Genomic DNA, 15,281 nt, shown 5'->3' on the forward strand with positions numbered 1-15,281 from the left:
AGGCGCATTGCCGGTTACCAAATAAAAAGGAAACCTTCTTTACCATACCCCGAAGCGCCGCCGCCCCGATGCGTCGAGGAGCGACATGCTGCGCAACCGACCACTACCGACCCTGGTCGTGGCGGCGGTGGGTCTGGCCTTGCTCGTGCCAGGCACCTCAGCCAACGCGGGACCCGTCCCCGGCACGGGGGCGGTGCTCAAGGTGGCCGCCGGCCCCGGTCAGGTCTCCACCGTGCCCGACTGGCGGATGCAGACCAGCAAGACCGCCACCCAGTCCGGTGAGGTGATCTCCGGACCGGCCTATTCGGACTCCGGATGGCTGACCGTGCCCGCGCGATCGACGGTGATGGCGGGCCTGATCGCGAACAACAAGTACGGCGACGTCAACTACTCGGAGAACCTGAAGAAGGCCAACCGGGCCGACTTCCAGGTGCCGTGGTGGTACCGCAAGGTCTTCCAGGCCGATCCGCAGCCGGGTGTCAACACGTTCCTCAAGCTCAACGGCGGCGTGATCTCCCGCGGTGAGGTCTGGCTGAACGGCAAGAAGGTCGCCGGCACGGACACCGTCATCGGCGCGTACCCGAACTTCGAGTTCAACGTCACCGGTCTGCTCAAGAAGGGTGACAACGCGCTGGCCATCAAGGCCTCGCCGTCCGACCCGGCCAAGGACCTGGTGATCCACTTCATCGACTGGTCGCAGCTGCCGCCCGACCGCAACCAGGGTCTCTTCCGCAACGTCGACATCGCCCAGAGCGGCCCGGTCTCGTTGCGCGGCCTGCACGTGCTGACCGACCTGCCGCTGCCGAACCTGAACAGCGCCACGGTCACCGTGAAGGTCGACGCGCGCAACAACACCGGCAGCGCCGTCACCACGACCGTCGCCGGCAGCGCGGCGGGCCAGAACTACAGCCAGAACGTGAGCCTCGCCGCGAACGAGACCAAGACCGTCACGTTCCCGCTCAACGTCGCGAACCCGCAGCTCTGGTGGCCGTTCCAGATGGGCGAGCAGCCGCTGTACGACGCGACGGCCACCGCGACCGTGGCGGGAGCGAAGTCGGACGAGCAGAAGACGACGTTCGGCATCCGCGAGGTCACCTCGAAGATGGTCAGCGGCAACATCCAGTACCAGATCAACGGCAAGCCGATCCTGATCCGCGGTGGCGGCTGGGCGTCGGACCTCTTCCTGCGCACCAACGTGCAGAAGATCGCCGACGAGCTGATGCTGACGAAGTCCATGGGCCTCAACACGATCCGTCTCGAAGGCAAGCCGGAGAACGACGAGCTCTACGACATCGCCGACCGCCTGGGCATCCTGATCATGACCGGCTGGGAGTGCTGTTCGAAGTGGCAGAGCACCGGCAACTTCTCCGCGGAGGACAAGAAGGTCGCGGGCGCGTCCGCCGAGGGCGAGGCCAAGCGGATCCGCAACCACCCCAGCGTCTTCACCTTCCTGATCGGCTCGGACGAGGCCCCGGCGGCCGCCGTCGAGACGATCTACCTGGACGCGTTGAAGCGCGCCGACTGGCAGACGCCGATCGTCACCGCGGCCGCCCGCCGCAGCTCACCGCAGCTCGGTGACTCCGGCATGAAGATGGACGGTCCGTACTGGTGGGAGCCGCCGGTCTACTGGTACAACAACCAGAAGGGCGGCAGCGCGGGCTTCGCGTCGGAGATCGGCCCCGGCCCGGCGATCCCGGAGATGGACGAGCTGAAGAAGTTCCTCAGCTCCTCCGAGATCAGCAAGCTGACCGACTACAACGCCTCGCAGTACCACCTCTCCCCGTCGAGCACGTTCAGCAAGCTCGGCTTCTGGGGCACCGCGCTGGACAACCGCTACGGCAAGCCGTCCTCGGTGGACGACTTCGTGAAGAAGGCCCAGCTGCAGCAGTACGAGACGAACCGCGCGCAGTTCGAGGCGTTCGGCCGCGACTTCTCCGACACCGGCGCGAACCAGGCGCAGGGCGTCATCTACTGGATGCAGAACGACCCGTGGCCCAAGCTCTACTGGCACCTCTACAACTACAACCTCGCGACCGCGGGGTCGTACTTCGGCGCCAAGACGGCCAACAAGGCGCTGCACGCGCAGTACTCCTACGACGACAAGTCACTGGCCGTCGTGAACATGGGCCTGCAGGCGCAGGACGGCCTCAGCCTCCAGGTGACCGTCTTCAACTCCGACGGCACGCAGAAGGCGAACGAGACCCGTCCGGTTCCGGCCAAGGCCAACGGTTCCGTGCGGGTCGGCAACCTGCCGCAGCCGTCCGGCCTGTCCACCGCGTACTTCGTGCGGCTGCTGCTCAAGGACGCGAACGGCCAGGAGGTCGACCGCAACGTGTACTGGCTGTCCACCAAGGCGGACACGCTGAACTACAGCGGCGGCGACTGGTACTACACGCCGCAGTCGGCGTACACGGACCTGAAGTCGCTGAGCTCGCTGAAGGCGGGCCAGGTCTCGGTGTCGACGACCACGACGCCCGGCACGGACGGCAGGCAGGCCACGCACGTGACCATCAAGAACACCGGCACGTCCGTGGCGTTCTTCCTGCGGGCGTCGCTGCGCAAGGGAGCCGGCGGCGCCGAGGTGCTGCCGGCCGAGTGGACGGACAACTACATCACGTTGTTCCCCGGTGAGACGCAGACGATCCGGGCCGAGTACCGGGCGTCCGACCTCGGCGGTGCCCAGCCGGTCGTGGAGGTCTCCGGCCACAACGTGGCGAAGAAGTCCGTGAGCTAGTACCGGTTCGCGACGACGTCGGGCCGTTCCACGGGACGGCCCGCGTCGATCGACCAGGCCAGCCGCACGTACTGCGCGTGCGTCCAGGCGAGCGGGGTGGCCGAGGTGGTTCCCCGGCCGTCCCACACCTGTTCGGGCAGCATGAGGCCGCTGTTGGCCGTTGCCGCGATCTCCCGCAACCGCTTGGCAGCGCTGGCCTTCTGGCCGATGAGCAGCTCGTACTCGCCGCGCTCGCCGCTCAGCAACGGCCAGAGCCGTCCGTACGTGCGCGTGGGCGTCGGCCAGTTGATGTTCCACGGCCTGCCGTCCGCCGTCTCGCCGTAGCCGTCCTGCGTGAACCGGTGCCAGTAGCCCTGTTCCTTCAGCTGCTGGTCCACGACGCGCACGGTGTTGCGGATCGTCGGGTCGTCGGCGCGCTTGACCCCCAGCCTGGTCAGCTCCAGGAAGCTCGGGTCGACGACCGCGCGCTGGTCGATGTCGGCAGGGTTGTTGTCCCCGAGGTTGTACTTCGTGCCCGCGTCCGGGTTGCCGTCCTTGGTGAGCCGCAGGTAGTACGGCTTGGGCTCGTACGGACCGGTCGTGGTCGCGGTCCAGCTCTCGACCTTCCGCTGCCACTCGTCGGCGACCGCGAGGTACCGGTCGGCGTTCTCCCCGTTGCGCCGCAGGAGATCCGCGAAGCACACCAGCCCGGCGACGACCGAGGCGATCGTGGCGGGCGAGTAGCCGCTCTGGTTCTCCCACCGCTCCTGCTCGCTGAACGGCGCGTTCGGGTAGCTCAGCAGGTAGTCGGCTGCCTTGCGCAGATGCTCCACAGTGGACGCATCGCGCCGGTCCAGCTGCCAGGCCAGCAGCAGCGGTGCCGCGGTCTCGTCCAGCTGGACGCTCTTCCAGAACGGCGTGCCGTCGGTGCGGGTGTTCTGCGGCAGGTGGCCGTCCGGTTGCTGCTGCTTGATCAGCATGAAGTCCAACGCGCGCATGGCGATACCGCGATCACCGGCCGCGATCATGGCCGTTGCGACGTGGTAGAGGTCGCGCGGCCACACGAGCGCGTACGGTCCGAGCTCCGGCGCGAGCTCGCGGTCGAAGCCGAACGCCCACGGGAAGCTCGGCGAGGCGATCAACGCGCCGGGGTTGCGCTTGTCCTCGGTCGCGGCCAGCACCATCACGGACTGGTCGTAGAGCCGCCGGTCCGCCGACTTCGGCCGCCGCAACCCGGCCAGGTAGGTGTGCCAGCCCTGCGCGTACTCCCGTTGTGCCGCCGCGAACCCGCGGCCCAGCGCGGCCTGGGCGACGCCTGCGCCGAACCCGACCGCGAACGTGCCGTGCGCACGCCGCACCGGCTCGGTGGGCAGTGTGCTGACCACTTCACTGGTGCCCTTCATCGGCACGTGGTCCACCGACAACCGCATCGGGCGACCTGACGAGAACGCCACGTCCGCGAGAACCGCCGCACGTCGCGGGTCGGTGACGTAGGTGATCTCGGCGTGCCAGCCGTCCCCGCGCAGCCGCTGCCGGAACGTCAACGACCGGTCGTCCGCGGGTTCGGTGACGGCCTGACCTGGCTTTCCGTCGACCAGCAACCGGGTCTCGCGGGTCGCCGGTGTGCTCAGGTCCGGGAAGAAGATCTCGGACAGGCCCTGGTGGCCGAGCGTGAACCACACCGGGCTCGCCGCGGACCGCGCGGTGCCGAAGCCCTGCTTGTCAGCGGGCAGGGGAACGACGTCGGCGGCGCGAGCGACCGGAGCCGTCATGACGAGCAGGAGCACCACCAGGGCCAATGCCTTCATGGCCCTGGGAGTTCCCCGACCTAGAGATCACCACGCAGCAGGCTGTCGATGTCCTCCGGCGGGCCGGGACGGGCGAAGAACCACCCCTGACCCGTGTCGCAGCCCAGCCTCAGCAACCGCGCGGACTGAGCGGGCGTCTCCACGCCCTCAGCCGTCACGCCGAGCCCCAGGGCGTGCGCGAGCTGCACCAGCGTGGCGACGATCTGCGAGTCGACCGGGTCCTCCTCGGTCTCCGCGCGCAGTCCCTCCATGAACGAGCCGGCGATCTTCAGCTCGTGCACGGGCAGGTGCTTCAGATAAGCCAGGTTCGAGTAACCGGTGCCGAAGTCGTCGATCGCGATGCGCACACCCATGTCGCACAACGCCCGCAGCGCTTCCAGCGGCTCGTCGGCGGTGCCCATGATCGCCGACTCGGTGAGCTCCAGCTGCAGGTGGTGCGGCGGCAGCGCGCACTCGTCGAGGATGCGCTTGACGTCGCGGACCAGCTCGGGGTCGCGGGACTGGCGCACGGCGAGGTTCACCGACACGAACGGGGCCGCGTCGCCGAACTCCTCCAGCCAGCGCCGCGCCTCCTCGCAGGCCTTGCGCAGCACCCACCGTCCTAACGGGACGATGAGGCCGGTCTCCTCGGCCAGCTCGATGAACCGGTCCGGTGCCAGGCGGCCGAACTCCGGGTGCTGCCAGCGCACCAGGGCCTCGACGCCGGTGACCGTGGAGTCCTCCAGGCGCACGAGCGGCTGGTACTCGACGTAGAACTCGCCGCGTTCCAACGCACGCGGCATCGTGGCCGACAGCGTGAAGCGGGCGACCTCGCGGGCGTTGCGCTCCGGGTCGTACAGCGCCCAGCGGGCCTTGCCATCTGCCTTCGCCCAGTACAGCGTGATGTCCGCGTCGCGCATCAGGTCGGCGGACGTCGTGCCGGACAGCTGCCGTTCGACGATGCCGATGGACGCGGAGACCGACAGCTCGTGGCCCGCGATGCGGATCGGGGCCTCCAGCTCGGTCAGCACGCGGTCGGCCACGTCCACGATGTCCTGCTCACCGGTCGAGCCCTCGACCAGGATCACGAACTCGTCGCCACCCATCCGGGCGACCAGCTTGCCCTCGCCGGACACCGAGTGGTCGAGCCGGCGGCCGACCTCGACCAGCAGCTGGTCTCCGGTGTCGTGGCCCAGCGAGTCGTTGATGACCTTGAAGCCGTCCAGGTCGAGGTAGCAGAGGCCGGCTCTCAGGTGCTTGCCGCGGTTGGTGAACACGCGGCCGAGGCGTTCGAGGAACAGCGCGCGGTTGGGCAGGCCGGTCAGCGGGTCGTGCAGGGCCTGGTAGCGCAGCCGGTTCTGCAGCAGGTGGCGGTCGGTGACGTCCTCGATCATCGCCACCTGGTACTGCGGCTCGCCGTGGTCGTCGCGGACCAGCGACAACGTCAGGTGCGTCCACACCTGCTCGCCGTCGGCGCGGTGGAAGCGCTTCTCGGCGCGGTAGTGGTCGCACTCGCCCGCGATGAGCTGGTCGTAGAGCCGCCACACGCTGCCCGCGTCCTCCGGGTGCATGAGGTCGCGCACGTTGTACTGGCGCATCTCCTCGACGCTGAACCCGAGCATGTCCTGCAGGGCCTGGTTGACGTCCAGGATCCGGCCCTCGATGTCCGCGATGCCGATGCCGATCGCGGCCTCGGTGAACATCGCGCGGAACCGGGCCTCCGACGCCCGCAGCATCGCTTCTGCCTGGTCACGGGCGTCCAGCACGGCCGCTCTGATCGCCTCCTGCTCGGCGAGCGTGCGTTCGCGCAGCGCACGGGCGTACCCGGCGGCCAGCGCGCCCTGCAGAGCGGCCAGGCGGGACCGCAACCGGTCGTCGGCCGCGCGGCCCAGCTCGGCCAGCAGGTCGTCGCCGAGCAGCTGGATCGTGCGGCCGAGGGTGTCGGTGCCGGTGAAGTGCGCGTCGACCAGCCGTGAGCCGATCTCGTAGCCGGGTGCCGTGCGGAACGGGCTCGCGAAGAGCGCCTCGACCAGCATCTCGGTGAGGTCCTGCAGGTGCTGGGCGACCTCGGCGCGGGTCATCGGCACGTAGCTCGACCCGATCACGGCCGTGGCCCAGCTGCGCGCGAACGACTCGGCACCGGCCAAAACGGCCGGGTCCAAAGGAGAGCGGTCGTCACGCACCCGGTGGTCAACCCGTTCGGTCATCTGCTCGGCCCTAACGCCACGAACGCGCAGCATACGGGCGGTCGCCCTGCGGAGTCACCTCTAAGCCTTTCGGCCCACCGCGCAGAAGCCCGGGAAGGGCTGCTGCGACGCCTCGACGTCGTGGCCGGACTCGGGCCGCCACGCGGGCAGCCGCACCACACCGGGCTCGACCAGTTCGAACCCGTCGAACAACGCGGTGATCTCGGCCTTGTTGCGCAGCCGCGTCCGCACGACGTCACGCTCGTACACGGCCCGTGCCTCGCGAATCGCCTCGGTCTCCTCGTCCTCCTCGTAGCCCGAGTGCGAAATGGCGAGGTAGCTGCCGGGAGCGAGTCGATCGCGGTAACCGCCGATGATGGCCTCTGGTTTCTCGTCGTCCGTGACGAAGTGCAACAACGCGATCATCAGCACCGCGACCGGCGCGCCGAGGTCGAGCAGGCCGGTCACCTCCCGCGAGGCCAGCACGGCCGCCGGGTCCCGCACGTCGGCCTGCAGCACGTTCACCCGATCGTTGCCCGCTAAGAGCGACCGGCTGTGTGCGACGGCGACCGAGTCGATGTCGACGTAGACGACCTTCGCGGCCGGGTCGACGGCCTGGGCGATCTCGTGCACGTTGCCGACGGTCGGAATTCCGGAACCGAGGTCGAGGAACTGCCGCACACCGCGGCCCAGCAGGTGGCGGACGGCCCTGCGCAGGAACGCGCGGTGGTTCAGCACGACGTTGCGCAGCTCGGGCATCGACTCCATGGTCTTCTGCGCGACCGCGCGGTCGGCGGCGAAGTTGTGCGCGCCGCCCAGGTAGTAGTCGTACACCCGCGCCACGCTCGGCCGTTCCAGGTCGATGTCACCCGGCGCCCAGTTCGGCCGCTCCACGTGCTCACCTCATCCGCGTCCGGAGCCGTTCCAGCCCATCATGCACCCGCCGCTTGGCAGAATGCCGACCTCGTGAGGAAAAGTTTGCTGCTGCCCACCGTTCTCGCCTCGTTGGCGGCGTTTCTGCTGGTGGGCGGCGCATTGTTGATCATCGACCCCGGCGCGCCGAAACACGAGGCGATCAAGACCGGCGGGCTGGCGGGCGGCGCGATCGTGGCGCTCTACGCGTTGTGGCTCAACGACCGGCGCCGCAAGGTCGAGGAGGCCCGCCAGGAGCTCGAAAGCCAGCGCATCGACCACGACCGGTCCCGCGTGGCCGACGAACGGTTCGCGCGCGCCGTGGAGCTGCTGGGCCACGACGCGGCGCAGGTGCGCGTGGGTGCCATGCACGCGCTCGCGGGCCTGGCCAAGTCCAGGCCGGAGCACTACACGCAGACCGTGCTGGACATCCTCTGCGCCTACCTGCGACGGCCGTTCCGCCACGAGAAGGACGACGAGCAGAGCGAGATCGAGCTGGAGGTGCGGCTGACCTCGCAACGGCTGATCGAGGACCTGCTGCCGCGCCGCGACCAGGAGAACGCGCCGAGGTACGACCTCAACCTGACCAAGGCCCACCTCGAGTTCATGGACCTGTCCTACCGCCAGGTCGGCGACCTCTACCTGCGGGTCGCGCACTTCGAGGAGTCGAACTCCTTCCACCACATGCTGATCCACGGCCACTTCTACGTCACCGAGGCCACCGCGAACGGCCGGTTCCAGGTGCAGCACACGGAGATCCGCGGCAAAGCGTGGTTCAGCCGGTTCAAGTCCACCGGGATCGCGCTGTTCACGGACACGAAGTTCGGTGGCGAGACCAAGTTCGCGAACTCCGAGTGGGCGGAGGTGAGGGCGGACGGCTGTACGTTCGCGGTGGAGCCGGAGCTGCCGGAAGCTTGGAGGAACTGACGTGAAGTGGCTGCTGGCGGTCCTCTCCGCGGCCGTGGTCACCGCGGCCACCGCGGCGCTCCTCTGGTGGTTCAAGGCGCCGCCCGTCGACGTCGTGAAGACCGCCGGAGTCGCCGGCGGTGCGGTCATTGCGCTGTACGCGTTGTGGCTCAACGACCGCAAGCACTGGCTGGAGAGCGAGAAGGTCGCCGACGAGCGGTTCGCGCGTTCGGTCGAGATGCTCGGCAACGAAGCCGACCAGGTGCGGGTGGGCGCGATGCACGCGCTGGTGTGGCTGGCGAAATCCACCCCGCGCTACAAGCAAACGGTGATCGACGTCCTGTGCGCGTACCTGCGCCGGCCGTTCGTCCACGCCTCCTGGGCACTCGACGGCGCCGATCCGGACACGAAGCTCCCCGAGAACCTCACCCTGGAGGAACAGCAGGAGCAGCAGGTCCGGCGCACCGCCCAGCGGTTGATCCGCGACGTGCTGTCCTGGGGCGACAAGAAGAAGGAGTACTTCGACCTCGACCTCACCGGGGCCGCGCTGGAGTACTTCAGGCTGGACGGCAGGCGGGTGCACAGGTTCACCGCCCGGCGCGCGCAGTTCTACGGGATCACCGAGTTCCGCGAGCTGCAGGTGCGGAAACCCGCGTTGTTCTCCGGCGCGACCTTCCACGGGCGGCTTTCCCTGGCCGACGCGAAGCTGGACGGCGGCGTCGCGTTCACCGAGGTCACGTTCAAGCGCGAGGTGGACTTCCGCGCGGCCACCGTCGGCACGTTCCTGGCTCTCGTCGACCCGCCACCGCCGAAGCAGATCGGCGAGCTGGAGTTGTTGCCCGGCACGGCGATGCGCACCCGGCACCTCGGCTGGCAGCTAACCGGCAGCACGGAGGCGACCGGCGCGGGCCTCGGCGACCACGTCGAGCAGGACGCTCGCGGCGGCGCTGACGGTGTTCGGCGTGACGGCGACGGTCTCGGCAACGGGCAGGTCCCCGCGAAGGCCGACGAAGCGAGCGCGGTCGGTCTTGACGGCGAAGGACTGCGGGACCAGCGCGACACCTAGGCCGAACCCGACGAAGTCGAGCAGCGAGTGCACGTCGTTGACCTGCACGGCGACGTGCCGCTCGACCCCGGCCGCGGCGAGCGCGCGGTCGACCTCGTCGCGGGTGCCCCAGTCCGGGTTGAAGTCGACGAACGGCTGCCCGGCGAGCTCTTCCAGTGCGACGGACTCCGCACCCGCCAACGGGTTGTCCGGCGCGCACGCGAGCACGAGCGGTTCACTGGCCAAAGTGGACACCCGCAGGTCGTCGGCGATCTTCGGCTGACGGGCGACGAACGCGAGGTCGAGCCGTCCCGCGCGGACCTCCTCGACCAGCTCGGCGTTGCCGGACTGGCGCATCCTGATCTCCACGCCGGGGTGGAGCTCGTGGAACCGCGACAGCACCGCGGGCAGGTGCACCACGTGCAGGCACTGCAGGCTACCGACCGACAGCGTGCCGCGCAGCAGCCCCTGCACCGCGGCGACCGCGTCCCTGGCCGACTCGACGCTGTGCAACGCCCGGCGCGCCTCCGGCAGCAGCGCCCGACCGGCCTGAGTCAGCTCGACCTGGCGGGTGGTGCGCAGGAACAGCGGCGCACCGAGCTCGACCTCCAGCGCCCGGATCGACGCCGAGAGACCCGACTGGGAGACGTGCATCCGGCGGGCGGCCCGCGTGAAGTGGGATTCGTCGGCGACCGCGAGGAAGTGCTCCAGCTGCCTGAGTTCCACGATTCATCACCCGCAGTGCTCAATGAGATCACTTCTTTGCGTTGGACAGCTTAATCGAGCTGGGCCAGAGTGGAGTTCATGCAGAAGCGTCGTATCGGAGAAGTGGAAGTCAGCGCCATCGGCCTGGGCGGCATGCCCGTCTCCATCCAGGGACGGCCGGACCGCGCGCAGGGCATCGAGACCGTCCACGCCGCGCTCGACGCGGGCGTGACGTTCATCGACACCGCCGACGCCTACTCGCTCGACGACAGCGACTTCGGCCACAACGAGGAGCTGATCGCCGAGGCGCTGCGAGGCCGTTCGGAAGAGGTGTTCGTCGCGACGAAGGGCGGCCACACCCGTGTGCCCGGCGGTGGCTGGGGTCTCGACGGGCGCCCGGAGTACCTGCGCCAGGCCGTCGACGCGTCGTTGCGGCGGCTCGGCGTCGACCAGATCTTCCTGTACCAGTTCCACCGGCCGGACCCGAAGGTGCCGATCGCCGAGTCGGTCGGGGTGCTGAAGGAGCTGCTGGACAACGGCAAGATCCGCTACGCCGGTGTCTCGAACTTCAACCCGGACGAGATCGTGCAGGCCAACGACATCCTCGACGGACGGCTGGCGGCGGTGCAGAACCAGTTCTCGCCGTCGTTCCGGTCGAGCGAGCCGGAGCTGGAGCTGTGCGACAAGCTCGGCATCGCGTTCCTGCCGTGGAGCCCGTTCGGCGGCATCAGCAAGGCGGGCGCGCTGGCCGGACCGTTCAAGGAGGTCGGTGACGCCCACGGCGTGAGCCCGCACCAGGTCTGCCTCGCGTGGATGCTGGCGAAGTCCGAAGTGGTGGTACCCATTCCGGGTGCTTCCCGGCCCGCGAGCATCCGCGATTCCGCCGCGGCCACCCACCTGGAGTTGACCAGGGAGGAGCTGACCCGCCTGGACGGGTGACCCCGGTGGCAAAACAGGACAAATGGTCGCACGATCTAGTCCATGCGGACCTTGATCAGCATCGTGGCGATCGTCGCCGGCCTCTCGCCGGCACCCGCGTCCGCGGCGCCCTTGCCCGAGGGCTCCGCGGACCACACGGCGGGCTCCCAGATCCTCAAGCACGAAGGCACCGGTGATCTCCGAACAGCGGAGGACCCGCCGACAGACGGCAAGGTGCCCGGCATGGACGTCAGCAGCCACCAGGGTGACGTCGACTGGAAGTCCTCATGGGACAAAGGAGCCCGGTTCGCGTACGTCAAGGCGACCGAGGGCACCCACTACCGGAACCCGAAGTTCACCCAGCAGTACAACGGTTCCTACGACGTCGGCATGATCCGCGGCGCGTACCACTTCGCACTGCCGGACCGGTCCGACGGCGCGGCGCAGGCGAACTTCTTCGTCAACAACGGCGGCGGCTGGTCGCCCGACGGCAGGACGCTGCCGCCGGCGCTGGACATGGAGTACAACCCGTACGGCGAAACCTGCTACGACATGGACCAGGCCGCGATGACCGCCTGGGTGAAGTCGTTCAGCGACACGGTTTTCGCGCGCACCAAGCGTCATCCGGTCATCTACACGTCCACGAGCTGGTGGAACAAGTGCGTCGGCGGCTCGGTGAAGTTCGGCGACAACAACCCGCTGTGGGTCGCGCAGTACAACTCGAAGCTCGGCCCGTTGCCGGTGGGGTTCGAGTTCCACACCATCTGGCAGTGGCAGGCGGCCGGGCTCTTCCCCGGCGACCAGAACCTGTTCAACGGCAAGTTCGACCAGCTGCAGCGCGTCGCCGCCAGCTGACGGCGACGCGCTGAGCCGGCTCAGTCGAACAGAGCCGGGAGGGTGCCTTCCCAGGCCTCGCGGAGCTCGTCGAGCGTCAGCTCACCGAGACCCTGGATCTCCAGCGCCTTCGACTCCGGGTCGACGACACCGACCTTGCGCCACGGCAGGCGGCGCGCGGTGCACATGTCGGTGAAGCGCTGCTCCTCGGTCCGCGGCACGGCGACCAGCACACGGCCGGCCGACTCGCTGAACAGCTCGGTGAACAGGTCGCCCTGCAGGAACACCCGCGCGCCGGTCTCACCGATCAGGCACGTCTCGACCAGCGCCTGGGCCAGTCCGCCCTCGGAGAGGTCGTGCGCGGCGGAGACCATGCCGTCCCGGGAACCCGCGACGAGGACCTGGCCGAGCAGCTTCTCCCGCCGCAGGTCGGCCTTCGGCGGCAGACCGCCGAGGTGACCGTGCACGTGGTGGGCCCACTCCGAGCCGCCGAACTCGGGTTTCGTCTCGCCGAGCAGCAACAGCGTCTCGCCGGCCTCGGCCCCGATCCCGGTGGGGATGCGGCGCCGCACGTCGTCGATCACGCCCAGCACGCCCACGACCGGCGTCGGCAGGATCGCCGTGGAGCCGGTCTGGTTGTAGAAGCTGACGTTGCCGCCGGTCACCGGGATGCCGAGCTCCGCACAGCCGTCCGCGAGACCCTTCACGGCCTGCTCGAACTGCCACATGACCGCCGGGTCCTCCGGCGAGCCGAAGTTGAGGCAGTTCGTGACGGCGACCGGCGTGGCACCGGTGGCCGCGACGTTGCGGTAGGCCTCGGCCAGCGCGAGCCGTGCACCCTCGTACGGGTCGAGCTTGGTGTACCGGCTGTTGCAGTCCGTCGAGAGAGCGACCCCGCGGCCGGTCTCCTCGTCGATCCGGATCATGCCGCCGTCGCCGGGCTGCGCGAGCACCGTGCCGCCCCGGACGTACCGGTCGTACTGCTGCGTGACCCACTTCCTGGAGGCCAGGTTGGGGCTGGCCGCCATGACCTTGATCAGTTCCAGCAGGTCGTCCGGCCGTTCGAGCGAGTCCGGCGTGTCGGCCTGCAGCGCGTCCTGGTCGGCCGGGCGCTCGATCGGCCGGTGGTAGACCGGTCCCTCGTGCGCGACGGTGCGCGGCGGCACGTCCACGACGACCTCGCCGTGGTAGGTGATCACCAGGCGGTCGCCGTCGGTCACCTCACCGATCTCGGTGGCGATGACGTCCCACTTCCGGCAGACCTCCAGGAACGCCTCGACGTTGCCCGGCTCGACGACCGCGCACATGCGTTCCTGGGACTCGCTGGAGAGGATCTCGGCCGGGGTCATGCCGGTGGCCCTGAGCGGCACGCGGTCGAGGTAGACGTGCATGCCACCGTCGCCCGCGGACGCCAGCTCACTCGTGGCGCAGCTGAGACCGGCGCCGCCGAGGTCCTGGATGCCGACGACGAGGCCCTTCTCGAAGAGCTCCAGCGAGCACTCGATCAGCACCTTCTCCGTGAACGGGTCGCCGACCTGCACCGACGGCAGCTTCTTGCGCTTGCCCGCGCTGTCGTCGAACGTCTCGCTGGCCAGTACTGAGACGCCGCCAATGCCGTCGAGCCCCGTGCGCGCGCCGTACAGGATGACCTTGTTGCCGGTGCCGCTCGCGTGCGCGAGGTGCAGGTCCTCCACCCGCATCGCACCGACGCACAGCGCGTTGACCAGCGGATTGCCCTGGTACGACTCGTCGAACACGACCTCGCCGCCGATGTTCGGCAGGCCGAGGCAGTTCCCGTACCCGCCGACCCCCGCGACGATGCCGGGCAGCACCCGCTTCGTGTCCGGCGCGTCCGGCCTGCCGAACCGCAGCGGGTCCATGACCGCGAGCGGCCGGGCCCCCATGGCGAGGATGTCGCGCACGATGCCGCCGACCCCCGTGGCCGCACCCTGGTAGGGCTCGACGTACGACGGGTGGTTGTGGCTCTCGACCTTGAACGTGACCGCCCAGCCGCCACCGATGTCGACGACGCCGGCGTTCTCGCCGATGCCCGCGAGCATCTTGCTGCGCATCTCGTCGGTCGTCGTCTCGCCGAAGTACTTCAGGTGCACCTTGGACGACTTGTAGGAGCAGTGCTCGCTCCACATGACCGAGTACATCGCGAGCTCGGCGTCCGTCGGGCGCCTGCCGAGGATCTCCCTGATGCGCGCGTACTCGTCGTCCTTCAGGCCCAGCTCCCGGTAGGGCTGCTCCTGGTCCGGCGTCGCTTCCGCGTTCTTGACGGTGTCGATCACGCCTTCACCACCAGGTCCAGCAGGGACAGGAACATGCCCAGTCCGTCGTCGGTCGGGCCGGTGAGCGCGTCGATGGCGTGCTCCGGGTGCGGCATGAGGCCGACGACGTTGCCCTTGGCGTTGGTGATGCCCGCGATGTCGTTGCGGCTGCCGTTCGGGTTCTCGCCGACGTACCGGAAGACGACCCGGTTCTCGCCTTCGAGCTCCTTGAGGGTCTCCTCGTCGGCCTGGTAGCCGCCCTCGCCGGACTTCAGCGGCACGAGGATCTCCGCGCCCTTGTCGTAGCGGGTGGTCCAGGCGGTGGTGTTGTTCTCGACCTTCAGCCACTGGTCGCGGCACACGAAGTGCAGCTTGTGGTTGCGGGTGAGAGCACCCGGCAGCAGGTGCGCCTCGGCGAGGATCTGGAAACCGTTGCAGATGCCCAGAACCGGCATCCCCTTGTTCGCGGCCTCGACCACTTCCTGCATGACCGGCGCGAACCGCGCGATGGCACCGCACCGCAAGTAATCGCCATACGAGAACCCACCGGGCACGATGACCGCGTCAACGCCCTTGAGGTCGTGATCCCCGTGCCACAACGGCACGGCCTCCCCGTCGGCGTACCGGACGGCCCGCTGCGCGTCGACGTCGTCGAGCGTGCCGGGGAAGGTGATGACACCGACCCTCATGCCTCGACCCTGCGCACGGTCCAGTCCTCGATCACGGGGTTGGCGAGGAAAGACTCAGCGATCTTGGCGAGCGTGGCGTCGTCGACGTCGTCGGCGACCTCCAGCTCGAAGTGCTTGCCCTGGCGGACGGCGGTGATGCCGTCGAAGCCAAGACGCGGCAGCGCGTTCGCCACCGCCTGGCCTTGCGGGTCGAGAATTTCGGGCTTCGGCATGACGTCGACGACGACTCGGGCCACGACAGACTGCTCCCGGGTTTGAGGGGCTGGCGGTACTCCGAGACCCTACCTGACCTGGGGCTTCATCTCCCCGACAC

Annotated in this window: 11 protein-coding genes and 1 pseudogene; 5 read left to right on the forward strand and 7 right to left on the reverse strand. The window is 69.0% G+C overall.

Translation table 11 applies throughout. From position 1 onward, the window contains the following. Positions 1–85: 85 nt before the first annotated feature. Positions 86–2,734 (forward strand): glycosyl hydrolase 2 galactose-binding domain-containing protein, encoded by a 2,649-nt coding sequence (locus ACWEIJ_RS07775; RefSeq protein WP_449836401.1) that lies wholly within the window; start codon positions 86–88, stop codon positions 2,732–2,734. Here ACWEIJ_RS07775 and ACWEIJ_RS07780 read toward each other — a convergent pair. From ACWEIJ_RS07780 to ACWEIJ_RS07790, 3 genes are read right to left on the reverse strand one after another with little or no spacing between them, the layout of a single operon-like run. Beyond that, positions 2,731–4,521, reverse strand: a complete 1,791-nt coding sequence (locus ACWEIJ_RS07780) for a glycoside hydrolase family 15 protein (protein WP_449836402.1) — start codon at positions 4,519–4,521, stop codon at positions 2,731–2,733. The two genes, ACWEIJ_RS07775 and ACWEIJ_RS07780, sit on opposite strands and share 4 nt — an antisense overlap. Positions 4,522–4,541: 20 nt before the next feature. Continuing rightward, positions 4,542–6,707, reverse strand: coding sequence for a putative bifunctional diguanylate cyclase/phosphodiesterase (locus ACWEIJ_RS07785; RefSeq protein ID WP_449836403.1), 2,166 nt, complete (start codon positions 6,705–6,707; stop codon positions 4,542–4,544). A 60-nt stretch (positions 6,708–6,767) separates the two neighbouring features. Then, a complete protein-coding gene (locus tag ACWEIJ_RS07790) occupies positions 6,768–7,580 on the reverse strand; it encodes an SAM-dependent methyltransferase (protein WP_449836404.1) in 813 nt (270 codons plus the stop codon). A gap of 72 nt (positions 7,581–7,652) precedes the next feature. On the opposite strand from ACWEIJ_RS07790, the gene ACWEIJ_RS07795 reads away from it, so the two are divergent. Both ACWEIJ_RS07795 and ACWEIJ_RS07800 read left to right on the forward strand, forming a co-directional pair. Beyond that, entirely contained in the window at positions 7,653–8,525 is an 873-nt protein-coding gene (locus ACWEIJ_RS07795; protein WP_449836405.1) for a pentapeptide repeat-containing protein, read from the forward strand. A 256-nt stretch (positions 8,526–8,781) separates the two neighbouring features. Further along, positions 8,782–9,264: pseudogene (locus ACWEIJ_RS07800) on the forward strand (pentapeptide repeat-containing protein); the annotation flags it as partial. A 117-nt stretch (positions 9,265–9,381) separates the two neighbouring features. Here the strand turns inward: ACWEIJ_RS07800 and ACWEIJ_RS07805 are convergent. Continuing rightward, positions 9,382–10,275: a LysR family transcriptional regulator gene (locus ACWEIJ_RS07805; protein WP_449836406.1), complete on the reverse strand. Its 894-nt coding sequence runs from the start codon at positions 10,273–10,275 to the stop codon at positions 9,382–9,384. Between the two features lie 78 nt (positions 10,276–10,353). Between ACWEIJ_RS07805 and ACWEIJ_RS07810 the strand changes: the two genes are divergently transcribed. Continuing rightward, positions 10,354–11,193 carry an aldo/keto reductase gene (locus tag ACWEIJ_RS07810; RefSeq protein ID WP_449836407.1) on the forward strand — a complete coding sequence of 280 codons (840 nt, stop codon included), beginning with the start codon at positions 10,354–10,356 and terminating at the stop codon, positions 11,191–11,193. 42 nt (positions 11,194–11,235) lie between these two features. Then, complete coding sequence (locus ACWEIJ_RS07815) at positions 11,236–12,027, forward strand: lysozyme (RefSeq protein ID WP_449836408.1); 792 nt, start codon at positions 11,236–11,238, stop codon at positions 12,025–12,027. Positions 12,028–12,047: 20 nt separating this feature from the next. Here the strand turns inward: ACWEIJ_RS07815 and purL are convergent, their stop codons facing one another. Genes purL through purS form a run of 3 tightly spaced genes read right to left on the reverse strand, consistent with a single transcriptional unit; the run spans position 12,048 to position 15,204 of the window. Continuing rightward, the gene (gene purL, locus ACWEIJ_RS07820; RefSeq protein ID WP_449836409.1) at positions 12,048–14,300 is read right to left on the reverse strand and encodes a phosphoribosylformylglycinamidine synthase subunit PurL; all 2,253 of its coding nucleotides are present in this window, start codon (positions 14,298–14,300) and stop codon (positions 12,048–12,050) included. Next, positions 14,297–14,968, reverse strand: coding sequence for a phosphoribosylformylglycinamidine synthase subunit PurQ (gene purQ, locus ACWEIJ_RS07825; RefSeq protein WP_449836410.1), 672 nt, complete (start codon positions 14,966–14,968; stop codon positions 14,297–14,299). Before purQ ends, purL begins: the two co-directional genes overlap by 4 nt. Then, entirely contained in the window at positions 14,965–15,204 is a 240-nt protein-coding gene (gene purS, locus ACWEIJ_RS07830; RefSeq protein WP_355438052.1) for a phosphoribosylformylglycinamidine synthase subunit PurS, read from the reverse strand. Before purS ends, purQ begins: the two co-directional genes overlap by 4 nt. Positions 15,205–15,281 lie beyond the last annotated feature (77 nt).

It is taken from the genome of Lentzea sp. NPDC004789, assembly GCF_053601075.1.